This window comes from Pseudorhizobium banfieldiae, assembly GCF_000967425.1.
Taxonomy (GTDB): Bacteria; Pseudomonadota; Alphaproteobacteria; order Rhizobiales; family Rhizobiaceae; genus Neorhizobium; species Neorhizobium banfieldiae.
The window spans coordinates 2,809,085-2,830,976 of sequence record NZ_FO082820.1 but is presented as its reverse complement, the minus strand read 5'-3'; the positions used below and the strand labels follow the sequence as shown (position 1 = coordinate 2,830,976).

Here is a 21,892-nt window from a genome sequence, read left to right as displayed (position 1 = left end):
ATGCGACACATCCTGCCCCGCGAAGTCGAAACCCTGTGGACGCTGTTCACGGCGCCGGTCGTCTGGGCGCTGCACTTTATGGTCTGCTACGTCGTAGTCGCGATCTATTGCGAGAAGGCTGCCCTTTGGGGCATCGAGTTCGGCAAGATCAGGGTTGCGCTTGGCGCGGTCACGCTGCTTGCATTGGCAATGATTGTCCTGTCGGCCTATCTCGCCTGGCGTCAGTGGGGGTTCGGCTCGGGCGATCCGCCGCATGACCAACCGACGGCCCTGGACCGCCGCCGCTTCCAGGGTTTTGCCACGCTGCTTCTGTCGGGGCTGAGCTTCGTCGCCGTAATCTATGTCGCCATCCCGCTGATCCTCATCGACGGGTGTTACCAATGAGGAGGGCGTCTCTCGCGACGGGTCTGCTTCTCTTGGCGGTGGCATGGATCATCGTACTGCCCTTCGGCGGACGGGAATCCTTCACTATACACATGATCGTCCACATGTCGGTGGTGGCAGGCGCTGCTCCGCTGCTTGCAGTCGGGCTGTCCGGCTCCCGTCATGACCTTACTGTGCGCTGGCCGTGGTTCACACCGGTCATCGCCTCCCTCGTTGAACTCCTGGCAGTATGGGGATGGCATCTTCCGGCTGCGCGGGTGATGGCTGAGGCGTTCTGGATCATCACGGCGCTGGAGCAGGCGACGTTTCTCGCGGCCGGACTGCTGCTCTGGCTTTCCTGCCTTGGCGGCGCCCAGGAGGGGCGGGAGGCTCGTCAGCTTGCCGGCACCTTCGGCCTGCTGTTCACGTCCATGCACATGACCTTGCTCGGTGCCCTGCTTTCGCTGTCACCGCGACCGCTCTACGGCACCGAAAACGTCACATGCTTCGGCGTCACGCTGGGGGCTGCCGTCGACCAGCAGGCCGGCGGCGTCGTGATGTTGCTCGTCGGAGCGGTCGTCTATCTCCTCGGCGGCGTCCTGCTGCTGTCCTCGGCCTTGGGGCCACGCGAACATTCGGGAGGGCGTCTGTGATCGTCCGGCGCAAGTACATCATCGCAGCGGCTGTCCTGCTCCCGGTCGTCGGACTTCTGGTGGGTTGGTCGGGCCTGATCGGCGTCAGGGCGAGTACCGGGCACTGGGCAGTTACCGACTGGTTTCTTCACTGGGTCATGCGGAATTCCGTCCGCACCGCCGCGCTTTCGCATGAAGCTCCGCCGCTGGACCATCCAGCCTTGCTTCCTCCTGCAGCAGGCCACTACGAAATCGGCTGCGCCATGTGCCACGGCTCACCGGCGCGGCCGAGATCGGAGACGGTGAAGCAGATGCTTCCGGAGCCGCCGGATCTGGTGCCCGTGATTTCGAGCTGGACGGACGAGCAGTTGTTCGAGATCGTCCAGCACGGGGTGAGGTTCACCGGCATGCCGGCCTGGCCGACCCAGAAGCGTCCTGACGAAGTATGGTCCATAGTCGCCTTCCTGCGCCACCTACCCAGCATGGAGGCCGAACGCTACCGGGAGCTGTCGGGGCTCTACCCGCCACCCATGGAAGGAGAGGTGGATAATCTGCCTCTCAGCTGCGAAAGCTGCCATGCGGAGCGGAGGCTTAATGCGGAGAGCCTCGTGCCGAGCCTTGCGGGACAGTCGGAGACCTATCTGGTCGAAAGCCTACGTGCTTATGCTGACGGCAGGCGTGCAAGCGGTATCATGCAACTGGCGGTCAGTTCGCTTCCCGAGGAAGCGTTCGGGGACCTCGCACGGTACTATGCCGGACAGGAGCGGTCAGTGCGCAATCCTGCGGACGTCGATGCCGGACTGGTCGAGCAGGGCCGAATACTGGCACAACAGGGACGCGCTGCCGACAAGATCCCGGCCTGCCTGTCCTGTCACGAGAAGCCCGATGGAAATCCAGCCTATCCGAGGCTTTCCGGGCTGAGCCGCCCTTATCTCACTCGCCAGCTTCAGCTGTTCGTCGACGGTGTACGGGGCGGAACCAAGTATAGCCACCTGATGAATGAGGTGGCGAAAAATCTCGAGCCCGAAGATGTCGCGGCCGCGGCGGCCTATTTCTCACAACGATCGGAATGACCCAGACCTGTCAGATCGGAACCACCATCATGTAACAGGCGGCGACGACCATCACGAGTCCGGCGGCTTCGACCCAATCCTTGACCATCTGTGCCTCCCTCCATACGCGTTTGGCGATATGGTGAGTGAACGAGCGTGGTGGCCATCATGTTCCACATATGAGACGCGAATGTGTCGAGCCTGTCACGATTATGGCGCCTAGGAGGCGTCTGCAGCAGCACGTGCTTGCGCCGCCTGAAGAACCGTTCGCAGCTCCCGGGCGGCGGCATTCTCGATCGCGAAGCCACCCTCGGGGAGTACGCCGGGATCCTCTTCGTTGTCCTTGAAGGTCGCGTCGTCGCGAAGCCTCTGGATAAACCGGGTGATCTGCATTTCACCGCCGATCATGGCGGCGAGCATGTCGATCAGCAGTTCCCGGTGGGCATTGAGCCGACCTTCCAGTTCCTCGGGTGTCAACGTGCTCATGTCTTCATTCCTCCGTAGCGGGAGAAATAGGCGCTTTGCTCGAAAGGGAACCCGTGAGGGGGCCTCAAAGTTATCCGCGGGAACGAAGACGCGGAATGGTGTCTGCCGCGATACCGCGAGGCAAACCTTCAGGGCATGCCGGATCGACAGACATGAGGAAGGAAAACCAATGAAGAAGCTCACAATTGCCCTGGCTGCTGGCCTGCTCCTCAGTGCCTGCAGCGATGGCGGCAACAACCAGTCCGACACCGTCGATAATACGCCGCCGGGTGGCCCTGCTGCTTCTGCTCCGACAGACGCCGACCCGACCCCCCAGAGCGGAACCGGCGGCCAAAGCCCAGTCGACAGTTCCACCGGCACCGTAAAGCGCTAAATCGGCTGCTTCTGCGGGAACGAATGCTGCGTCGCCCCATTGTTAGATGGTTCTTCAATGGGGCGACGTATGAAAAGCGACAACGCGATTTTCAACATCCTGCCGGGCAGCTGGACTGAGCTCGGTGCGATCTATGACGGCGAAGGCACCAACTTCGCTCTTTTCTCCGCCCACGCCGAAAGGGTCGAGCTCTGCCTTTTCGACAGCAGCGGCAGGGCTGAGATCGCGCGGCTTGAGCTGCCCGAATATACGAACGAGATCTGGCACGGCTACGTCCCCGGGTTGAAACCCGGAGCCCTTTACGGCTATCGCGTCTACGGCCCTTATGATCCCGATAACGGACATCGCTTCAATCCGAACAAGCTTCTTGTCGATCCGTATGCACGAGAGCTTGTGGGAGACGTGGATTGGAACGATGCCCACTTTGCCTACGACCTTCTTCACGATGACAGGGATCTGACATTCGACGATCGGGACAGCGCTCCATTCATGCCCAAATGCCGCGTCGTTGATCCGAACGGATTCGATTGGCATGATGCGAACCGGCCCAACATCCCGTGGTCCTCAGCCGTTGTCTACGAAACACATGTGAAGGGCTTCACGCAACTCAATCCCGCGGTTCCTCAGGAACTGCGCGGTACGTTCGACGGCATGGGTCACGCTGCCTCGGTGGACTACATCAGAAGCCTCGGGATCACGTCGGTGGAACTGATGCCGGTTCACTACTTCCCGGACGACCAGCACCTCCTCGACAAGGGGCTCCATAATTTCTGGGGCTATAACACTCTCGGCTTCTTCGCACCCGCATCCCGCTACTACGGCCCGCGGGGGCTGGAAGGCTTCCGGGAGATGGTCAGAAATTACCATGATGCCGGCATCGAGGTGATACTTGACGTCGTCTACAACCACACGGCTGAAGGTAACGAGCTGGGGCCGACACTCTCTTTCAAGGGTATTGACAACTTCTCTTACTACCGGACCATGCCGGACCAGCACCGCTACTACATCAACGACACCGGGACCGGAAACACCGTCAACACGTCCCATCCGCGGGTATTGCAGCTGATCATGGATTCGCTACGCTATTGGGTGCAGCACATGCATGTCGACGGCTTCCGCTTCGACCTCGGAACAATTCTGGGCCGCGAACCGGAGGGCTTCGACCAGCGTGGCGGCTTCTTCGATGCGGTGACGCAGGATACTGTCCTGTCGAAGGTGAAGCTGATCGGCGAGCCATGGGACATCGGGCCCGGCGGATATCAGGTTGGCGGCTTCCCGCCAGGCTGGGCAGAATGGAACGACAAGTATCGCGACACCATCCGGGACTACTGGAAGGGCGATAACGTCGCACCCGACTTTGCGGCTCGTCTGCTGGGGTCCGGCGATATCTACGACCTGCGCGGTCGCCGGCCCTGGGCAAGTGTCAACTTCATCGCCGCCCATGACGGGTTCACGCTGAATGATCTCGTCTCCTACAACGAAAAGCACAACGAGGCGAATGGCGAGGACAACAACGACGGCCATAACGACAACCGCAGCTATAACTATGGCGCTGAGGGCCCCACAGAGGATGAGGCCATCAATGGGGTTCGCGAGCGCCAGAAGCGCAACTTCCTGGCGACCCTCTTCCTTTCTCACGGAACACCGATGCTCCTCGGCGGCGATGAATTCGGCCGCAGCCAGATGGGAAACAACAACGGCTATTGCCAGGACAGCGAGATTTCCTGGGTCCGCTGGGAGGGGCTTCCCGAGACGAACGAGCAGTTGCGGGAGTTCACCCGTCACATCATCGCCTTGCGGAAGGAGCAGCCCATCTTCCGCCGTGAAAACTGGCGCGACGGCATGGAGGTTCGCTGGTTCAACGCGGGTGGGGGTGAGCAGCTTCCCGAGCATTGGCAGGAAGGCACGACCCTTGGTCTCAACCTCCGTCGCGTCGATCTCGAGCGTGAGGAGGGTCTCTGGTCTAACGTGCTGGTGCTTTTCAACCCGTTCGAAGGCAACGTCCCCTTTTACATTCCGCCAATGGTTGAGGGGCGCTGGATCCTCGAACTCACGACGGCGGATCCGTCGCTGCGAGGCGTGGAAGTAGAGCAGGATCAGGAGTTCGAGCTTGAGGGCCGTACTCTGGTTGTCCTTCGGAGAGCCTGACTGTTCAAGCAGCTGAAGCAAGTCAGCCGCTCTCGGACGGTTGCCTTCTTCAGGAGACGGCTTTGGGCAGAGGCCGCGAAGGCGATGTTTTCGATCGATTCATGAGCGAGGCGTAGACCGCGGCATATTGCTGGGCACTACGGTCCCAGGAGAACCTGGCCTTCATGCCCTGGTTCTGCAGTCTCGCCCATTGCTTCGGGTCCGCATAAGCTTCGACCGCCCGCCTCAGCGCCGTCCGCAGGCCGTCGGTTGTGACCGGATGAAACTGGAACCCGGTGGCCACGCGTGCAGACATTGCTGCGTCATTGGCGTCGATAATCGTTTCAGAAAGGCCGCCCGTCCGGGAGACCACCGGCACGCAGCCGTACCGAAGCGCGTAGAGCTGGGTCAGGCCGCAAGGCTCGAAGCGGGACGGCTGGATGATCGCGTCCGCTCCGGCGTGCATGAGATGCGCGATCGCCTCGGCATAGCCGATATGGACGGTCATCTGGCCAGGATGCCGCGCCGCAGTCTCCAGGAGCTGGCGCTCGATCTCCCGGTCCCCTTGTCCGCAGACGATCAGCTTGCCACCGCTGTTGATGATCTCGTCTGCAGTCTCTGCCAGCATGTCCATGCCCTTCTGCCATGTCAGGCGGCTGACCGCGGCGAAAACAGGCCCTGCGCCGTCTGTGTCCAGGCCGAACGCCTCCAGCAGATGTCGACGGTTCTGGCGCTTCTTGCGAAGGCTGGCAGCGTCGTAGTTCACGGGTAGGTAGGGATCGGCGGCCGGGTCCCAGACCTCTAGGTCGATCCCGTTGACGATACCGCGAAGGACGTCGAGCCGTTGGTTCAGAATGCCATCCATGCCCATGCCAAAGCGAGGCGTCAGGATTTCCCTGGCATATGTCGGACTGACCGTGGTGATGGCATCAGCCGTCTGCAGACCGCCTTTCAGGTAACTGATGTCCCGGAAGTATTCGAGGCAGTCGGTCGCGTAGAGTTCGGGCCGCAGCCCCAGTGCCGGCAGAAGTGAGGCAGAGAATTGTCCCTGGAAGGCGAGATTGTGCACCGTGAGCACAACTGGAGTGGGTACCTCCAGTTCCCGCATGTAAACTGATGTCAGGGCCGTTTGCCAGTCGTGGGGATGAACGATGTCCGGTATCCAGCCGGGGAGCGCTCCGCCCGCCACTTCGGCGGCTGCAAGGCTCAGCGCTGCGAAGCGTTTCCAGTTGTCGGCATAATCAACCCCCGCAGCGTCAACGTAGGGGCCACCGTCGCGTGCATAGAGGGCAGGGCAGTCAAGAACCAGCAGGCTGAGGCCTTCGATCTGCGCGTAGAGCAGAGAGGCCCGTTCGCCCAGCAGTTCGTCGAAAACGAGCAGCGGCGGCGCCGTCCTGAGCTGCCCCATTACCGACGGATAACCCGGGACCAGTGAGAGTGTCTCGATCCCAAGTCGTTCCAGCGCCTTCGGCAGGGAGCCGGTGACGTCGGCGAGGCCGCCTGTCTTGATAAGGGGGAAGATTTCGGAGGTGACGGAAAGTACCTTGATGGCGCCAGAGGCACCTCGTCGCTTCACGGTGCCGGATGTTTCCGCCGTACTGACCGAGCCAGGATCCTCGAAAGAGAAGAAAGCGTCCGTCATGCCAGCCTCCACCGTGCACTCGGCCGGTCCTGCCGAACGCGCGGAGGGCCGCAAGCGTTCCAACGAAATGAGAGAAAGAAAGTCTTGTAGCGCACGGCACCCACGCAGCAGGTAGAGCAGAGATTGCGGCGGCAGGTCTGCCGCAGCCGCATGTCAGGATGTCAGCTGCTGGTCGTCTTTTTCGTCCGCGCAGCCTTCTTCTTTGGAGGAGGAGGCAGCGCCTCTGAACCCTTGCCTTCCGGCTTTATGCTCGCTCCTTCCGGCTTTATGCTCGCTGGCTTCGCACTAGCCGCGGCGGGCCGCGACGTCGCACGTTTCATGCGACCCGGCTTAAAGCTATCCAACTCTCGTTTCGCCCGCTCCCAGTGCTCCAGATCCTTTCCTGCCGGATATCCCTCCTCTTCCCAAAGTGAATAGGCGCGCTTGCGTACCCAGTCGTCCTCGTGATCCGCCATCAAGGTCTCCACTTTTCGTGGACGAAGAACGATCAAGAAAACCGAAAGTTCCTGCTGGCGACGAATAATTCGAGGTCTCGGCTTACGAAGGCGGAACCTTATGGGAGGTCGGGAGTTTAGGGCCGCTGAAGGGAGCCGCCATGAACAACTTCTGCGATATCATACCTCACCCTGACGGATGGACCTACGTCATGAACGGGATCGAGTCCCGTTGCTCATTTCACACCTATGAGCTTGCCGTCGCAGCTGCGAGGGTGGAGATGGCGAAGCGCAAGCACAGCCGCGTTTTCCGGCGTATGGAGCTTAACGGGGATATGCTGCCAGTCCAGCCACAGCCGGGTTCCGGCCTGAATGCCTGACGGCTCTGCAACGCCCAAGCAAAAGGCCCGGTTCAGCGAACCGGGCCTTTTCATAGCGAGGATCAGGCAGCCTTCCGGGCAGCGGAGTTGACCGCCGTCTTGGCAAGGCCCGTCAGCTTCTCGTCGGTCTTGCTTTCCTCTGCAAGCGTCTCCTCCAGAAGCTTCACCGCATCCTTCAGGCCAAGCTGCTGGGCCCAGGAGCGCAGCGTGCCATAGCGGCTGATTTCATAGTGCTCGACAGCCTGGGCGGCGGCAAGAAGGCCGGCGTCGAGGGCGGGCGTATCCTTGAATTCTTCCATGATTTCTTCGCCCTCGGAGATGATCCCCTCGATGGCGTCACAGGTCTTGCCGCGAGCTCGCTTGCCGATAATTTCGAAAACCTGCTTCAGGCGCTCGATCTGGCCCTCGGTCTCTTCCTTGTGGTCCTGGAAGGCGGTCTTGAGCTTCTCGTCCTGGGCAGCGCGCGCCATCTTCGGCAGCGCCTTCAGGATCTGACGCTCGGCGTAGTAGATATCCTTGAGCGTCTCGTAGAAAAGGTCGTCGAGGGTTTTCGTTGCCATGATTGCAAGTCTCCTGGGTGAAGGTTCAGGGTTGATCTTTCCGCTGCAGATAACGAAGCGACCTGTTAAAAGTTCCGCGTCTCAGTTCTGCCTGTAGCTGGGTTCGCGACCACCCTCGGGCTTGTCGTACAAGCGCTCAACGGCCTCTTCCTGCCGAGCTTTCTCGACCGTCCCGATGCGTCTCTTACGCATCAAGCCAAAAGCGATGACGAGGCCCAGCAGGACAGGGCCTATCGCGACGATCATGAACCATAGTTTGTCGGCCATGTTCTTTCTCCCGGTTGATCCTCAGTGGTGTTCGCCAGCTATGTGCAGGTTGTTGGTGCATCCCTTCAGCCCATCGACCGAGCGACAGCAGTCCTCTGCGCGGCGGACATCATCAGCGCTTGCCACCGTGCCTTCCAAGGAAGCGATGCCGTCATTTACGGAGACTGTGATGCCTCGGGGATCCAGAAATGCGTCCTGCGTGAGAGCTTCATTGACGGCGGTTTGCAGATCACTGTCGGAGCGTTCGTATCCGTCCGGAGCGAGGCAGCGTTTCTTCTCCTGGCCGCTGCCCTCCGCAAAGATATTCGCTTCTCCCTGCAGGTATCCGCTGGGGCGATTTTCAGCGGGTCCCTCCCAGCGCGGCCACTGCGAGGTTTCGCCGGGTCGTCCGGATTTTGGCTGTTCGTTCTTCATCGGAGTTTCTCCTTCGCAAGGTCCATGCCGAGACAACCGGATTCCCCTCGCGAAGGTTCCTTCATGCCCACCAGTCGAGGACTTCCGGGACGCTAGAGAGGCGCAGCTGGGTCGAAAACCGCGATGCGTAGACGCCGAGGGTCGCATCATGCGTGGCGTCCGAGGTGCTGCAGATTGCATCCTTCAGGAGGATGATCGAATATCCCAGGTCGACCGCACCCATCACGGCAGCGAGGACGCAGACATCTGTCTCTCCACCGGAGATGACGAGGGTGGTGACATCCTGCCCGCGAAGATATCGATGCAGGCGGCCCTCCAGCCATGGGGAATAGATGGGCTTGTCGAAGACTGTCGCGGGAGGAACAAGCTCCCGCAGTTCCGGCAGTATGTCGACCATCTCGTCGCCAAGGACCTCGCGGGTCATCATCGGCCATTTCTGGTAGTATTCGCGCCAGGTCCCGGTGACATCGGCGGGATGAACGGGCGGTATGAAGCGAGTGAAAATGGTCTCAGCCGCGTGGGCCGAGGATAGTATGGTGACCGGGTCGCGGACCTTCTGCATCCATGGGACGTTCCAAGGGGTATCTTCGGCAAACAGCCTCTGCATGTCGACGCAAAGATGGCGGCAACGTCTCGGATCTTCCATTCTCTCCTCCGGATCGGACTGGCTCCAACGAAGCGGACGGGTCAAGGTTCCGAGCGGCTAGGGCGGTCACTCAAGAGAGAGAGAGAGAGAGAGAGAGAGAGAGAGGGGCTGCCGCGTCAAAGGACGAGCCGGTGTGAGGCTGCAAAGCCGAACGTCGTGGAATGAGAGATCGCTTGCCACGCGACCAGGCCGATAAAGGTCAGCTACTGCTCGTATTTCTCGCCGAGCGCCTTTTGAAGCTGCTGAGCGAGTTCCAGAAGACGATCGGGAACAGGCTCCTTCTCGATCTCGTGCAGGAGAACCGATACTTCGCGGCTGACGCGCCGCCCTAGTCGAATTTCCGCCTCTGTACTGGGATCGATCTTTTTCGCCATTCCGACCTCGGACGATGCTGTGACGGTCATCGTCCACCTTCTGCACTAGAGCTTATCTCAGTCCTCCTTACAGCAATATTCCAATCTTCGGAAATCCCGAAAATGTCACAGGTGACAAAATGCAAAAAGGCGATCCACGGGAGTGAATCGCCTCGAGAAGCAGATCGCCGTGCTTCACCTGCGTGGGGGAGGAGGTGTTCCCGCTGGAATGGACGTAACCGTCGTGGCTACGGGGTCGCTCGCGGGGAAGGTATCTTCCAGTCCTTCCTCAAGTTGTTCTTCCAGATTTGCCGCGTCGTCCTTTTCGCGCGCCGAGGGGGTCGTGCGCTGTCCTTTGTCCGGCATCTTCTGCGTATCTTGTTCTGTAGTCATAGCATGTCCTCCGTGCCTGATTGTTCCAGGGGAAACGTTGGCGTGCGATCTTGGTTCCGGAGGGAACCTCCGGCGCGCACACGACGTTTGCGCAGCACGTAGGAGACTGTCATGGCGCCCCGATCGTTCTGGAAAGGCTATCTGAAGCTGTCACTGGTGACGTGCCGGGTAAGCATGACGCCGGCGGTTACCGAGTCCGGCAAGGTCCGCTTCCACAATCTCAATCGTAAGACGCACAACCGGGTCATGAGCCAGTATGTGGACGCTGTCACCGGAGAAGCGGTGGAGGACGAGGATCAGGTCAAGGGATATGCCAAGGGAGAAGATGACTATGTCCTGATCGAGGACGAGGAGTTCGACGATGTCGGCCTCGAAAGCACTCGCACGATCGACATTTCCACCTTCGTGCCTGTCGAGTCGATCGGCTGGATCTGGTATGACCGCCCGCACTATCTCGCGCCTGATGACGAGGTGAGTGCGGAAGCTTTCGCGGTGATCCGTGAGGCCATGGCGAAGACCGGCACGGCCGGTATTGCGCGCCTCGTCATGTATCGCCGCGAGCGCGCTGTCCTTCTCATCCCGAAGGACAAGGGGATCGTCGTGTGGACGCTTCGCTACGGTGACGAGGTGCGTGATGCAGGCTCCTATTTCCATGACGTCGGGAAGGAGAAGCCGTCCTCGCAGCATCTCACCATGATGAAGAAGCTGATTGGAGAGCGTACTGCGCGCTGGGACCCGAGCATGGCGGACGACCCTGTTCAGGATCGCCTGCTCGATATCGTCGCTGCCCGCCAGAAGGGCAAGAAGGTGAAGAAGCCAGCGGAACCGAAGCAGGAGACGCCCAGCAACGTCATCGACATCATGAGCGCGCTGAAGAAGAGCCTTGCTGCGGAGCGCAAGTCCTCCAGGTAGAGACTAGCGCTTCTGGCGCTTTGTCCGAGACGTCTTGATCTCCGCCTCTGCTTCCCTGAAATCCGACCACGGATCCCTGTCCAACTGCTCGTGGCGGCTCGTTGCGTTGTTCACCGTGAAGTACGCCGGCCCGATTGCCTGCTCCAGCTCCTCCCAGGCGATGGGCATGGATACCGGGGCTCCAGGGCGAGCCCGCGTCGAATAGGGGGCCACAGCCGTGGCGCCTCGCCCATTGCGCAGGTAGTCGATCAGGATCTTTCCCTTCCGCTTTGACTTGGTGATGGTGGAGACATAGCGGTCGGGGCTATCGCCGGCCATGCTGTCGGCGAGCGCCTTCATCGCCGCCTTGACGTCCGGCCACTCCGCCTTGGGTTTCACCGGTGCGACGACGTGCAGCCCCTTGCCACCGGACGTCTTGACGAATCCGGAAAGCCCCATCGCCTCGAAGCGTTCGCGAACCTCATAGGCGGCTGCGATGACGTCCTCCCAGGTCGTTCCGTCGCCGGGGTCGAGGTCGATATTGACCATGTCCGGCTTTTCCCACTGGTCGATGGTCGAGCCCCAGGGATGGATTTCGAGCGTCCCGCCCTGAACGAGACCGAGCAAGCCGTCGAGGTCCCGGATGATGATATCCTCTTCGGAAGGATCGGCGGGATCCTTCGCCGTGCCGATATGCTTGTTCATGCCCTTCCAGGCATGCTTCTGGAAGAAAAGAGGTTTGCCGATGCCATCGGGACCTCGCACCAATGCAAGGGGGCGGTTGACCACAAACGGAGCCATGTGCCGCCAAACCTCGACGTAGTAATCGGCAAGGCCAGCCTTGGTCACGCCGGCATCCGGCCAGTAGATGCGGTCCGGGTGGGTGAGCGTTACCGTCCGGCTCCCCAGTTCCTTTTGGTCATCGCTGCTTGCCATGGCTGGACCGGCCTCTTGCACCACATCCCTTGCCTGCTTGTCCTCCCTCATACCACGAAAGGAGGCGTGTCTGATGTGAGCATCAGCAGTCCAGCCACGGAACTCGACTTCCGCCACCAGTTCGGGTCTGAGGAAGACGACATCCTTCCGCTCGACCGCCGTCAGTTTCTCCTCGAACGGGCTCTTCGTGACCTTCAGCTCCTGCATCTGGCGGAAGAGCGTCTGGGCGACCTTGTTGCTGTAACCGGTGCCCACCCGGCCAGCATGCATCAGCTTGCCGTCCTGGTAATAGCCCATCACCAGCGAGCCAATGGCGCTGCTGGAGACGGAGGAGGGGACATAGCCGGCGACAACGAACTCCTGCCGCGCCGAGCATTTCGACTTCACCCAGTCTTTTCCCCGCCCGCCGCGGTAGGGGGCATCTCCGATCTTGGAGATGATCCCCTCGAGGCTGAGGCGGCAGGCGTGCTTCAGCACAAGCCCTCCTTCGTCATCGAAATGCTCGCTGTAACGAACGATGTCGCTGCTGCCGGACAGGATGCCTTCCAGCGTCTGCTTGCGATCCACAAGCTTGGAGGGAGTCAGATCGAACCCATCGAGATGGAGGAGATCGAAGGCGAAGAAGACCAGCCGATCCGTTCGCCCCTCGCTCAGATCCTGCTGGAGAAGCGAGAATTCGCTTGCGCCCGATCCGCCGTTGACCACCACTTCGCCGTCCAGCACGGCCTGCTGCACCGGCAGGCGCTTGAGTGCATCCACGATCGCATCGCCGAATTTGTGGGTCCAGTCGAGGCCGGTCCGGGTCAGGAGCTTGACGTCGCCGCCGTCGATACGTGCCTGGACACGGTATCCATCCAGCTTGATTTCGTGGATCCATCGCTTCCCGGAAGGCGCACTCTTCACGAGCGTCGCAAGCTGAGGTGTCACGAAGTCAGGCAGCTCTGCCTTCTTCGCTCCCTTCAGCTTCGGTAAGCTGTTATTCTTGACGGGTCCATTCAGCGCCTCGTCCGAAGGAGAAGGGTCGGATGTCTTCGGCGGCGTTTTTCGCTTGGCCTTCGCCTTCGTGCCGCCTTGCAGTTCCTCGAGAAGCCGTCCGGTCTTCACGGACTTGGGAAGCTCCTCCAGGATGTCGGCATCGCCTTCGGCCCGCGCGAATTCATCTTCCCCCTTGATGAGGAGCCAGTTCTCCCGCTTTTCACCACGGCGGTTGGCCATGCGCACGAGATGCCATCGGCCCTCGAGCTTCTCCCCCTTGAGCTCGAACTCCATGTGTCCCTTGCTGTAGCCGCGTTTCTGATCTCCGATCGGATGCCAGGTGCCGCGATCCCAGAGGAGGACCGAGCCTGCTCCGTAGTTTCCTTGCGGGATCGTTCCTTCGAAATCGCCGTAGTCGAGCGGGTGATCTTCGACATGGACGGCGAGCCTCTTCTCACCTGGCACAAGGCTGGGGCCACGCGTGACCGCCCAGCTCTTCAGCACGCCATCCATTTCCAGCCGGAAGTCGTAGTGAAGCCGGCGCGCTGCATGCTTCTGGATGACGAAGCTGTTTCCCCCGGACTTGACTTTTCTCCCCTTCGGCTCGGGCGACGCCTTGAAATCGCGTTTCTCGTTATAGGCCTCGAGTGCCATGGTCAGCTCGCTTTCCTCTGCGGGGCGCGCGTCTTCGGCTTGCGGGCAGACTTGCTCTCCGCTGTCGTTTTCTTCTTTGTGCCTGAGCCGGAGCCGGCGCTCTGACGCAGCGCGTCAAGCAGGCTGGAGACCTTCTTGGGTTCGGGCTTCGGCTTCTTCGGCAGCTTGCGGCCTTCTATCTTCGCCTGGATGAGCTCAGTAAGCGCCGCCTCGTAACGATCGTCGAACTCGGTCGGATTGAATTCGCCTTTCTTGGTGGAGATGATGTGGCGGGCGAGGTCGAGCATCTCGCCTTCGATCTTGAACTCCGGGATATCGGAGAAGATCTCCTCAGCGGCGCGAACCTCATAGTCGTAATTGAGCGTGCTGGCTATGAGGCCCTCGTCGCTCGGACAGATCAGCAGCGTCCGCAGCCGGCGGAACAGGACGGTGCGGGCGAGGGCGGCGACGTTCTTCTCTTCCAGCCCCTTCCTGATCAGCGCATAGACATCCGCTGCGGCCTTGTCGGCAGGGGCAAGGTAATAGGGTCGATCCAGGAAGATGGTGTCCACTTCTCCGCAAGGGATGAACGTTTCCAGTTCCAGCGTCTTGTCGCTGTTCGGCACGGCATCCTTTATCTCGTCGGGTTCGAGTATGACGTATTCTCCGCTCGCCACCTCATAGCCCTTGACGATGTCGTCATTGTCGACTTCCTTGCCGGTATCGGCATCGACCAGCTGACGGTGGACGCGGTGGCCGGTCTCGCGGTTTATGATGTTAAAGCTGACGCGGTCTGCAGTCGACGCCGCCGTATAAAGCGCGACCTGGCAGCTTAACTCCCCGACCTTCAAGTAACCCTTCCAGTTTGCACGCGGCGCCACGACTCAAACTCCCCGAAAACCCTATCAACAGGGGCGGTGGAACTTTGTTCCGTTCGTCAGGTTTCCCGCGAGAAAGCAACAACCAAGCCCGATCCCATTGCGGAACCAAAGCCATAACGGTGCGTTTGCCACCATCATCCCGCCCAGTGATACGACGGAGAGGTAGGCCCCGGTGTCTGAATCACAGTTGAAACGTGATCCTGCACGCGCAGATATTGTAAAACTCATCCCCGCTCTCCGCGCGTTCGCCCGCACCTTCTGCCGCAATCCGACGGATGCGGATGATCTCGTTCAGGAGACGTTGATGAAGGCGCTGGCGAACCTGGACAAGTTCGAGCCCGGCACGAAGCTTAAATCGTGGCTATTCACCATCATGCGCAACACCTTCTATACACGGTCGAAGGTGTTGGGACGTGAGGCGCCTGGGCTGGACGAGCCCGTATCCGGTGATACACCGATGCCGGCCACACAAGAGGTGAGCGCCCGAGCAAAGGAAGTGCAGCGCGCGCTGCAGAAGCTGCCGCCGCACTACCGGGAGGTACTGACCCTCGTCGCGATTCTCGGCGAGAGCTATGAGGCGACCGCAGAGATCTGTGACTGCGCAGTGGGAACAGTAAAGAGCCGGCTCAACCGCGCAAGGCATCAGATACTGCTTGAACTCGGCGAAGAGCCGGCCTGAGAAACAAAGGGAGGAACCTATGGTAGCGCGACTTTGCACAGCAGCTTTCGTATTCGCGACACTTTCGGCGAATGCCGGAGCGCAGGAAGCCACGGCAAATGCGTCGTTCGTCGGCGCCGACGGTGCAGAAGCGGGTGCTGCGACTTTGACTTCGACGCCCGCCGGCGTCCTAATCGACGTCGAGGTGTCCGGCCTGCCGGGCGGGCAATGGGTAGGCTTCCACTTCCATGAGACCGGGCAATGCGACCATACGGGCGGTCATGAAAGCGCCGGTGGACACTTCAACCCGGGTGGGAAGGAGCATGGATTCAACGCTGCCAACGGGCCACATGCCGGCGACATGCCGAACCAATACGTTGGCTCCGATGGAACCCTGCGGGCACAGGTGCTCAACACCTTTGTCTCCCTGGACGATGGAGAGAAATCCGTAAAGGGCAGGGCCCTGATGGTCCACGGCGGCGCCGACGACTACGAGAGCCAGCCCTCGGGCAAGGCCGGAGAGCGACTGGCCTGCGCTGTCGTGGAGTAAGAGGCGGGTGCTAGCCTAGGCCTCGACGTCCAGTTCCGGATAGTGGCGGAAGATGCCGGATTCGTTAAACGGCAGCCGCCGCTGTGAGGACAGGTAGTCGCGAAGGCGGGGGCGCGCCTTCACTCTCGCCTGAAGTGTGGTGATCCCGGGCCAGCGATTGCCGCTGTCCCGCATGGCGCGGGGAAATGCATAATGCAGCCCCTCCATCACCTGGAAAAGCGATAGATCGATATAGCCGATCTGCCCTCCGATCAGATTTCCCTCGTTTCCGTGGTTCGCCGACAGCACGGTCTCGAAGTAGTGAGGAACTTTGGAAGCCTCGAGGAGAGGAAGCGGGCTGTGCGGCCTTGCGCCTCCACCTTCTGATCCTCGTAGTAGGCATCCACGCCAAGCGGATGATGAGTATCGTGGATCTCGGTGAGGAAATCCGTCAACGTCAGTTGCAGCCGGTGGGCAAAAGTCCGGGATGCCTCATCGGCCGGTACGAGTCCGAGCTTCGGGCCGAGATATCGAAGAATGTTGGCAACATGGGAGATGACGAGATCGTCATCCTTCAGGAATGGCGGCGCGAATGGGACATGCGGGCCGCGTTCGCCGTTCAGGAACGCCATCATTTCCCGCATCCTGCCGGGCTCTCGCGCCACGTCACGATAGTCTGCCCCGGCATCCTCCAGCGCCAGTCGGACGAATTCGCCGCGGCCGGGAATGCCGTCCCAGTAGTAGAGTTCGTAGGTCATCAGAATCTCCAAGGGTCAAAGATAATCCTCGATCTGGCGCAACTCGTTCACGAACCGCTGGCGCTCCTGTGCTGCGTCGGGTCGGCCCCGCGCCCTCAGCAATGCCGAGGGGTGGATGGTGACAAGAACCGGTGGCAGGTCCTGCGCCGAGAGGATGCGCCCCCTGTCTCGGGTAACTTTCGCATCCTTTCCGAGAAGCGCATGAAGGGCGGTGGCCCCGAGTGCTACCACGAGTGACGGCTGGATCATGCGAAGCTCGGCCGACAGCCACCATGCGCATGCTCTAATCTCACCCAGGTTTGGTTTGGAGTGGATGCGTCGCTTGCCCCGCACCGTGAACTTGAAATGCTTGACTGCATTGGTGACATAGCAGCGCGTGCGGTCAATGTTTGCCTCCTCAAGGCAATCGTCAAGGAAGCGGCCCGCGGGACCAATGAAGGGTCTACCGGCGAGATCCTCCTTGTCGCCCGGCTGCTCTCCGACAAGAACGACGTTGGCGTCAGCGGCGCCTTCACCAAAAACAAGATGTGTCGCTGTCCTGTAGAGGTCGCAACGGGTACAGTTTTCGGCGGCACTCCTGATCGCGCCCAGATTCTTCCCTGGCTCCCCACCTGACCCGAATGCCCGACCTGTTGCCGCCATCGCTGCCTCCAGCCCCGCAACCGTATCTGGCCGGATTGGTTCCCGCATCTGTTCCCGAAGGGAACTTTCGCAAAGGCGATGTGTTGAGGCCCGGGGGGTTGCGGTGCCGAGCCGCAGCCCGATGACGTAATCGGGACAGGACCAACAGCATGGCTATTTTGATCACGACAATCTTGTTCGGCCTGGTGGGGCTTGCGCTCGCCGTAGGTGGAGGGCAGTTGCTCGCGCTCGATGGCAGTATCTACTATCTGATCACCGGCATCGCATTTATCGTGACGGCTGTGCTGCTTTACCTGCGCCGGTCAACGGCCCTGACGCTTTATGCCCTTATCGTGCTGGGGTCGCTCGGCTGGGCGATCTGGGAAGTCGGCTTCGACTGGTGGCAGCTTGGTCCGAGGGGCGGGGTCATCATCCTGCTCGGAATCTGGTTGCTGACGCCTTGGATGCGCAAGCCGCTCGGCTTCCAGAGCCCCACGGGCGCACGTTATCCCGTTGGTGCGGCACCGCTTGCCGCGTCTGTTGCGCTGGCGATCCTGATCGCCGTCATCTCCATGTTCACGGATCCCTACGACGTCGAGGGGGAACTTCCAGAGGACGCTGTGGCGGCGGCCCCGACCATGGGCAATCCTGTTCCTCCGGGTGAGTGGCACCAGTATGGTCGCACGAACTACGGCCAGCGCTATTCGCCGCTCGATCAGATCAATGTCGAGAATGTCGACGAGCTGGAGGAGGTTTGGCGCTATCAGACCGGCGACGTAAAGCTCCCGGAAGATGTCACGGAGACGACCTATCAGGTCACGCCGTTGAAGGTGGGCAACAGCCTTTTCATCTGCACGCCTCACAACTGGGCCATTGCGATCGACGCGACGACGGGTGAGGAAAAGTGGAAGTACGACCCCAATGCAGGACTCAATCCCGATCGACAGCACCAGACCTGCCGCGGCGTCACCTATTACGCGGATCCGCAAGCGCAGGCGGATGCGCCTTGCGCGGAGCGGGTCTACCTTCCGACGTCCGACGCGCGGCTGATCGCGCTCGATGCTGCGAGTGGTGAAGTCTGCACGTCATTTGCAGATCAGGGGGTTCTACGCCTCGAAACCGGGATGCCCTACAATCCGGCGGGTTACTATTATTCCACCTCTCCGCCTGTAATTGCGGCCGGCAAAATCATCATCGGCGGCGCCGTCAATGACAACTACTCCACGCAATCCCAGTCCGGTGTCATCCGCGCCTTCGACGTCAACAGTGGCGAACTTGTCTGGAACTGGGATTCGGGAAACCCCGAGCAAACGGAGCCACTGCCGCCGGGGCAGACCTATACCGCCAATTCCCCCAACAGCTGGTCCATATTCAGCGTCGATGAGGAGTTAGGGCTCGTCTATATTCCGCTTGGAAACCAGGTTCCCGATCAGCTCGGCATGGGGCGTAGCGAGTCCGTGGAGAAGTACTCCTCCTCTATCGTCGCGCTTGATATCAATACCGGCGCCGATCGGTGGGTCTTCCAGACCGTCCATCACGACCTGTGGGACATGGATGTGCCGGCACAGCCGGTTCTCCTCGATCTTACCCAGGATGACGGGACGGTTGTGCCGGCACTGGTTGGGCCCACCAAGCAGGGCGACATCTACGTGCTCAATCGCCAAACCGGTGAGCCGCTCCTCGACGTGACGGCAGAGCCGGCACCTGGGGGTGCCATACCGGAAGACTTCACCGCCCCGACCCAGCCCACCTCGGCCCTGACCTTCAAGCCCGAGCCGCTGGAGGAAAAGGACATGTGGGGCATTTCGATGTTCGACCAGATGGTCTGCCGCATCCGGTTCCACGAGTTGAACTATGAGGGTCGATACACGCCGCCGTCGATCAACGGTACGCTGGTCTACCCCGGCAATTTTGGCACGTTCAACTGGGGTAGTGTTGCCATCGATCCCGAGCGTCAGGTGATGTTCGGCATGCCGACCTACCTGGGCTTCACGGTACGTCTCGTGCCGCGGGAAGAGATTCCCCCGAAGGGTGCCGACGAGAAGGCGAGCGAGCAGGGGCTGAACCGCAATGAAGGCGCGCCTTATGGCGTCTACATGGGGCCCTTCCTCGGGCCGCTGCAGATCCCGTGCCAGGCGCCGCCGTGGGGTTATGTCGCCGGCGCCGACCTCAGGACCGGCGAGATCGCCTACAAGCACCGCAATGGTACCGTCTACGACATGACGCCGTTGCCGCTGCCGTTCAAGGTCGGGGTGCCGGGTATCGGCGGTCCGATGATCACGAAGGGCGGCGTCGCTTTCCTGGGTGCGGCCGTCGACAATTATCTCCGCGCCTATAACCTCACCACCGGTGAGGAAATCTGGCGTGCGCGCCTGCCGGCTGGAGGTCAGGCAACGCCGATGACCTATGCCGTTGAGGACGGGCGGCAGTTCGTGGTCATGGTCGCGGGTGGTCACGGTTCGGTCGGAACGAAGCCCGGCGACTATGTTATCGCATACGCTCTGCCGAGGGATTAACTCGGCAGGCAGAGGCGGTGGTTGGCAACCTCCGCCACACCGTTGCTCGATCAGGCAATCCTGCCGGACTTGATGTCATTGCGCACATTGCTGACGCCAGCGACGCTTCGGGCGATCTGCTCTGCGCGGGCGACTTCGGCCTCGGACATGACTGATCCTGTCAACATGATCGTGGAACCTTCCGCGACAACGTGCACGCCGGTCGCGTCGATGCCGCCAGCCGCGGCGAGCGCATCGGAGACGGCACTTTCCAAGGCAGCTGCCGGAGGAAACTCGTTCTCTACCGTTGGTGGATGTTCGTGGAAGCTTTGATGCTTGAAGACCATGATCGTTTTTCTCCGGATTGAAACCCCGGATCAACGCATGGCTATACCGTTTTGTTCAGCGCCCCGGCAGTGCCAAGGCGAGTATCTCGGCCAACTGGCTCTGGGAAAACGGCTTGGAGAGTTTGGGGAGCTTTCCGCCTTCTCCCGAGGGGAGTTCAGCATAGCCGGTCGCGAGAACGACCGGAAGGCTCGGCCAGCGCTCATGGATGCGGCCCGCCAGCTCAGCACCCGTCATCTTGGGCATGGAGTGATCGGTGAGCACGAGATCGAACCTCTCGCCCTTTTCCAGAACCTCGAGAGCCTGAGCGCCGTTGAACGCCTCGACGACCTGATGCCCGAGATCCTCCAGCATCAGCGTCGTGTTCATGAGGACCAGAGCATCGTCATCGACAGCAAGTATCTTCAGAGAGGCCGGCAACTCAGGCAATGCCTGCCTGGGTGTTGCTTCCAGAGAAGGCTGGGAGGATGCGGTCGGGTGCGCCAGCGGGAGGAGGAGCGAGATAGTCGTTCCTTCGCCCTTGCGGCTCTCGATAAGCAGCTTGCCCCCGGACTGCTCGACAAGCCCCTGAACCATGGAGAGGCCAAGGCCGGTCCCCTTGCCGACGCCCTTTGTCGTGAAGAAGGGCGTGGCCGCCCGCTCCAGCGTCTCCTCGTCCATGCCCTCGCCGGTATCGCTGACGGAGAGGCGAAGAAGTCCGGGGGTTCGGGGCTCGGAGAGATCCGCTTGAGCCTGCATTCGAGTAGCGCCTATCGTGATGGTGCCACCATTTGGCGTGGCATCGCGGGCGTTGACGATAAGGTTCAGGAGAGCGGTTTCCAGCTGGACCGCGTCAGTCAGGACGGCGGGAAGTCCTTCTTCGAAATCCGTCTGGATCTGGATTGCCGCGCCGACGGATCGCTGCACGAACTCCATCATGCCGGCCACGACCGAAGGGATGTCCACCGCCGCCAGATCCAGATCCTGTCTTCTCGAATAGGCGAGCATGCGCTGGATCAGCGCGACGCCCCGGTCGGCGCCCTGAATCGCATTGTCGAGGAGAGGCATCATCGACGGGTCGTCTGGAAGCCGTTTCTTGAGGATCTCGAGGCTGCCGAGGATTGCCATGAGCAGGTTGTTGAAGTCATGGGCGATGCCGCCGGTCAGTTGTCCGATCGCCTCCATCTTCTGGGCCTGGAACAGCTCCTCCCGCGCTCTGTTCAGCGCGTTCTGGGCCTCGACCTTCTCGGTGATGTCGTGGGTGACTTTCGCAAAGCCGAGCAGTTCCCCCGTTTCGTCGCGGATGGCGTCGATGGTCACGTGGGCGAGAAACCGCGAGCCGTCCTTGCGAACCCGGGTTCCTTCCTTCTCGAACCGGCCCTCCCGCCGCGCCGTTTCCAGGCCGAATTCAGGCAAGCCGGAAGCCCGGTCTTCGTCGGTATAGAAGCGTGAGAAGTGGGAGCCGATAATTTCGTCGGCGCTGTAGCCCTTTATGCGTTGCGCGCCGGAGTTCCAGTTGGTGATGTGGCCCGTCGGATCGAGCATGTAGATCGCATAGTCACTGACGGCCTGCACCAGCAGCTGAAACTTCTGCTCGCTGGATTTCAGCTCCAGTTCCGCCTGTCGCCGCTCCGTCAGGTCCCGAGTGATCTTCGCAAAGCCGAGGAGGCTGCCTGAGGGACTCCAGATGGGGTCGATGATGACGTGTGCCCAGAAACGGCTTCCGTCTTTCCTTACCCGCCATCCTTCGTTCTCGAAGCGGCCTTCCGTCTGCGCACGATGCAATGCTGTCGCCGGAAGACCGCGCGCCCTGTCCTCCGGCGTGTAGAACCGCGAAAAGTGATGCCCGAGGACCTCCGGTTCACGATAGCCCTTAAATCGTTCCGCCCCGGGGTTCCAGCTGCTTATCCGCCCCTCGGGGTCCAGCATGTAGATGGCGTAGTCAGTGATCGCGTCGACGAGGAGGCGATAACGCTCGTCCTGAATCGCGGTCACGGGTAACTCATGTGGCATTGAAATCTGTTTCCCCCTCAGATTCGGCCTTAAATCGATCAGGAATGACAAACGTC

General features: G+C 60.9%; 24 protein-coding genes and 1 pseudogene. 10 read left to right on the top strand and 15 right to left on the bottom strand.

Translation table 11 applies throughout. From position 1 onward, the window contains the following. Genes NT26_RS13940 through NT26_RS13930 form a run of 3 tightly spaced genes read left to right on the top strand, consistent with a single transcriptional unit; the run spans nt 1 to nt 2,068 of the window. A complete protein-coding gene (locus tag NT26_RS13940) occupies nt 1-384 on the top strand; it encodes a hypothetical protein (protein ID WP_052639552.1) in 384 nt (127 codons plus the stop codon). Continuing rightward, nucleotides 381-1,016: a cytochrome c oxidase assembly protein gene (locus tag NT26_RS13935; RefSeq protein WP_052639551.1), complete on the top strand. Its 636-nt coding sequence runs from the start codon at nt 381-383 to the stop codon at nt 1,014-1,016. Before NT26_RS13940 ends, NT26_RS13935 begins: the two co-directional genes overlap by 4 nt. Continuing rightward, on the top strand, nt 1,013-2,068 hold the full coding sequence (locus NT26_RS13930; RefSeq protein ID WP_052639550.1) for a c-type cytochrome: 1,056 nt from the start codon (nt 1,013-1,015) through the stop codon (nt 2,066-2,068). Before NT26_RS13935 ends, NT26_RS13930 begins: the two co-directional genes overlap by 4 nt. Nucleotides 2,069-2,266: 198 nt before the next feature. On the opposite strand, the gene NT26_RS13925 is transcribed toward NT26_RS13930, so the two are convergent. Then, nucleotides 2,267-2,533: a hypothetical protein gene (locus NT26_RS13925; protein WP_052639549.1), complete on the bottom strand. Its 267-nt coding sequence runs from the start codon at nt 2,531-2,533 to the stop codon at nt 2,267-2,269. A 169-nt stretch (nt 2,534-2,702) separates the two neighbouring features. Here NT26_RS13925 and NT26_RS13920 point away from each other — a divergent pair, with 169 nt between their 5' ends. Both NT26_RS13920 and glgX read left to right on the top strand, forming a co-directional pair. Then, complete coding sequence (locus NT26_RS13920) at nt 2,703-2,906, top strand: hypothetical protein (RefSeq protein ID WP_052639548.1); 204 nt, start codon at nt 2,703-2,705, stop codon at nt 2,904-2,906. A 69-nt stretch (nt 2,907-2,975) separates the two neighbouring features. Next, entirely contained in the window at nt 2,976-5,054 is a 2,079-nt protein-coding gene (gene glgX, locus NT26_RS13915) for a glycogen debranching protein GlgX (protein WP_052639547.1), read from the top strand. Between the two features lie 49 nt (nt 5,055-5,103). Here glgX and glgA read toward each other — a convergent pair whose 3' ends face one another. Beyond that, nucleotides 5,104-6,582, bottom strand: coding sequence for a glycogen synthase GlgA (gene glgA / locus NT26_RS13910; RefSeq protein ID WP_052642190.1), 1,479 nt, complete (start codon nt 6,580-6,582; stop codon nt 5,104-5,106). A 254-nt stretch (nt 6,583-6,836) separates the two neighbouring features. Further along, complete coding sequence (locus NT26_RS13905; RefSeq protein ID WP_052639546.1) at nt 6,837-7,130, bottom strand: DUF2934 domain-containing protein; 294 nt, start codon at nt 7,128-7,130, stop codon at nt 6,837-6,839. A gap of 140 nt (nt 7,131-7,270) precedes the next feature. Here NT26_RS13905 and NT26_RS13900 point away from each other — a divergent pair, with 140 nt between their 5' ends. Next, nucleotides 7,271-7,489, top strand: a complete 219-nt coding sequence (locus NT26_RS13900) for a hypothetical protein (RefSeq protein ID WP_052639545.1) — start codon at nt 7,271-7,273, stop codon at nt 7,487-7,489. Nucleotides 7,490-7,551: 62 nt separating this feature from the next. Here the strand turns inward: NT26_RS13900 and NT26_RS13895 are convergent, their stop codons facing one another. The 6 genes from NT26_RS13895 to NT26_RS22400 all read right to left on the bottom strand — a co-directional run bounded on the left by NT26_RS13895 (nt 7,552) and on the right by NT26_RS22400 (nt 10,122). After that, entirely contained in the window at nt 7,552-8,049 is a 498-nt protein-coding gene (locus NT26_RS13895; RefSeq protein WP_052639544.1) for a YciE/YciF ferroxidase family protein, read from the bottom strand. Nucleotides 8,050-8,130: 81 nt separating this feature from the next. Next, complete coding sequence (locus NT26_RS13890) at nt 8,131-8,316, bottom strand: hypothetical protein (protein ID WP_052639543.1); 186 nt, start codon at nt 8,314-8,316, stop codon at nt 8,131-8,133. A 21-nt stretch (nt 8,317-8,337) separates the two neighbouring features. Then, entirely contained in the window at nt 8,338-8,730 is a 393-nt protein-coding gene (locus NT26_RS13885) for a BON domain-containing protein (protein WP_052639542.1), read from the bottom strand. Nucleotides 8,731-8,791: 61 nt separating this feature from the next. Continuing rightward, on the bottom strand, nt 8,792-9,376 hold the full coding sequence (locus NT26_RS13880; protein WP_052639541.1) for a cysteine hydrolase family protein: 585 nt from the start codon (nt 9,374-9,376) through the stop codon (nt 8,792-8,794). A gap of 203 nt (nt 9,377-9,579) precedes the next feature. Next, on the bottom strand, nt 9,580-9,780 hold the full coding sequence (locus NT26_RS13875; protein ID WP_052639540.1) for a hypothetical protein: 201 nt from the start codon (nt 9,778-9,780) through the stop codon (nt 9,580-9,582). Between the two features lie 144 nt (nt 9,781-9,924). Then, complete coding sequence (locus NT26_RS22400) at nt 9,925-10,122, bottom strand: hypothetical protein (RefSeq protein ID WP_082077706.1); 198 nt, start codon at nt 10,120-10,122, stop codon at nt 9,925-9,927. Nucleotides 10,123-10,233: 111 nt separating this feature from the next. Between NT26_RS22400 and ku (NT26_RS13870) the strand changes: the two genes are divergently transcribed. Continuing rightward, complete coding sequence (gene ku / locus NT26_RS13870; protein WP_052639539.1) at nt 10,234-11,034, top strand: non-homologous end joining protein Ku; 801 nt, start codon at nt 10,234-10,236, stop codon at nt 11,032-11,034. A 3-nt stretch (nt 11,035-11,037) separates the two neighbouring features. On the opposite strand, the gene ligD is transcribed toward ku (NT26_RS13870), so the two are convergent. Further along, on the bottom strand, nt 11,038-13,578 hold the full coding sequence (gene ligD / locus NT26_RS13865) for a DNA ligase D (RefSeq protein WP_052639538.1): 2,541 nt from the start codon (nt 13,576-13,578) through the stop codon (nt 11,038-11,040). 2 nt (nt 13,579-13,580) lie between these two features. Continuing rightward, complete coding sequence (ku, locus tag NT26_RS13860) at nt 13,581-14,438, bottom strand: non-homologous end joining protein Ku (protein ID WP_052639537.1); 858 nt, start codon at nt 14,436-14,438, stop codon at nt 13,581-13,583. 172 nt (nt 14,439-14,610) lie between these two features. Here ku (NT26_RS13860) and NT26_RS13855 point away from each other — a divergent pair, with 172 nt between their 5' ends. Further along, a complete protein-coding gene (locus NT26_RS13855) occupies nt 14,611-15,117 on the top strand; it encodes a sigma-70 family RNA polymerase sigma factor (RefSeq protein ID WP_082077705.1) in 507 nt (168 codons plus the stop codon). A gap of 19 nt (nt 15,118-15,136) precedes the next feature. Continuing rightward, nucleotides 15,137-15,646 (top strand): superoxide dismutase family protein, encoded by a 510-nt coding sequence (locus NT26_RS13850; RefSeq protein ID WP_052639535.1) that lies wholly within the window; start codon nt 15,137-15,139, stop codon nt 15,644-15,646. Between the two features lie 15 nt (nt 15,647-15,661). On the opposite strand, the pseudogene NT26_RS13845 reads toward NT26_RS13850, so the two are convergent. Both NT26_RS13845 and NT26_RS13840 read right to left on the bottom strand, forming a co-directional pair. Beyond that, nucleotides 15,662-16,383, bottom strand: a pseudogene (locus NT26_RS13845) (glutathione S-transferase). 15 nt (nt 16,384-16,398) lie between these two features. Beyond that, nucleotides 16,399-17,025, bottom strand: a complete 627-nt coding sequence (locus NT26_RS13840; RefSeq protein WP_052639534.1) for a UdgX family uracil-DNA binding protein — start codon at nt 17,023-17,025, stop codon at nt 16,399-16,401. 149 nt (nt 17,026-17,174) lie between these two features. Here NT26_RS13840 and NT26_RS13835 point away from each other — a divergent pair, with 149 nt between their 5' ends. After that, nucleotides 17,175-19,520 (top strand): glucose/quinate/shikimate family membrane-bound PQQ-dependent dehydrogenase, encoded by a 2,346-nt coding sequence (locus NT26_RS13835; protein WP_052639533.1) that lies wholly within the window; start codon nt 17,175-17,177, stop codon nt 19,518-19,520. A gap of 50 nt (nt 19,521-19,570) precedes the next feature. Here NT26_RS13835 and NT26_RS13830 read toward each other — a convergent pair whose 3' ends face one another. Continuing rightward, the gene (locus NT26_RS13830) at nt 19,571-19,846 is read right to left on the bottom strand and encodes a BON domain-containing protein (protein ID WP_052639532.1); all 276 of its coding nucleotides are present in this window, start codon (nt 19,844-19,846) and stop codon (nt 19,571-19,573) included. A gap of 55 nt (nt 19,847-19,901) precedes the next feature. Further along, entirely contained in the window at nt 19,902-21,818 is a 1,917-nt protein-coding gene (locus NT26_RS13825; RefSeq protein ID WP_425287711.1) for a hybrid sensor histidine kinase/response regulator, read from the bottom strand. Nucleotides 21,819-21,892: the final 74 nt, after the last annotated feature.

Bases quoted from the DNA above. Each gene is read 5' to 3' on its own strand.
- NT26_RS13940 (WP_052639552.1), top strand. From the start codon at position 1: ATGCGACACATCCTGCCCCGCGAAGTCGAAACCCTGTGGACGCTGTTC.
- NT26_RS13935 (WP_052639551.1), top strand. From the start codon at position 381: ATGAGGAGGGCGTCTCTCGCGACGGGTCTGCTTCTCTTGGCGGTGGCA.
- NT26_RS13925 (WP_052639549.1), bottom strand. From the start codon at position 2,533: ATGAGCACGTTGACACCCGAGGAACTGGAAGGTCGGCTCAATGCCCAC.
- NT26_RS13920 (WP_052639548.1), top strand. From the start codon at position 2,703: ATGAAGAAGCTCACAATTGCCCTGGCTGCTGGCCTGCTCCTCAGTGCC.
- glgX (WP_052639547.1), top strand. From the start codon at position 2,976: ATGAAAAGCGACAACGCGATTTTCAACATCCTGCCGGGCAGCTGGACT.
- NT26_RS13905 (WP_052639546.1), bottom strand. From the start codon at position 7,130: ATGGCGGATCACGAGGACGACTGGGTACGCAAGCGCGCCTATTCACTT.
- NT26_RS13900 (WP_052639545.1), top strand. From the start codon at position 7,271: ATGAACAACTTCTGCGATATCATACCTCACCCTGACGGATGGACCTAC.
- NT26_RS13895 (WP_052639544.1), bottom strand. From the start codon at position 8,049: ATGGCAACGAAAACCCTCGACGACCTTTTCTACGAGACGCTCAAGGAT.
- NT26_RS13890 (WP_052639543.1), bottom strand. From the start codon at position 8,316: ATGGCCGACAAACTATGGTTCATGATCGTCGCGATAGGCCCTGTCCTG.
- NT26_RS13885 (WP_052639542.1), bottom strand. From the start codon at position 8,730: ATGAAGAACGAACAGCCAAAATCCGGACGACCCGGCGAAACCTCGCAG.
- NT26_RS13880 (WP_052639541.1), bottom strand. From the start codon at position 9,376: ATGGAAGATCCGAGACGTTGCCGCCATCTTTGCGTCGACATGCAGAGG.
- NT26_RS13875 (WP_052639540.1), bottom strand. From the start codon at position 9,780: ATGACCGTCACAGCATCGTCCGAGGTCGGAATGGCGAAAAAGATCGAT.
- NT26_RS22400 (WP_082077706.1), bottom strand. From the start codon at position 10,122: ATGACTACAGAACAAGATACGCAGAAGATGCCGGACAAAGGACAGCGC.
- ku (WP_052639539.1), top strand. From the start codon at position 10,234: ATGGCGCCCCGATCGTTCTGGAAAGGCTATCTGAAGCTGTCACTGGTG.
- ligD (WP_052639538.1), bottom strand. From the start codon at position 13,578: ATGGCACTCGAGGCCTATAACGAGAAACGCGATTTCAAGGCGTCGCCC.
- NT26_RS13850 (WP_052639535.1), top strand. From the start codon at position 15,137: ATGGTAGCGCGACTTTGCACAGCAGCTTTCGTATTCGCGACACTTTCG.
- NT26_RS13840 (WP_052639534.1), bottom strand. From the start codon at position 17,025: ATGGCGGCAACAGGTCGGGCATTCGGGTCAGGTGGGGAGCCAGGGAAG.
- NT26_RS13835 (WP_052639533.1), top strand. From the start codon at position 17,175: ATGGCTATTTTGATCACGACAATCTTGTTCGGCCTGGTGGGGCTTGCG.
- NT26_RS13830 (WP_052639532.1), bottom strand. From the start codon at position 19,846: ATGGTCTTCAAGCATCAAAGCTTCCACGAACATCCACCAACGGTAGAG.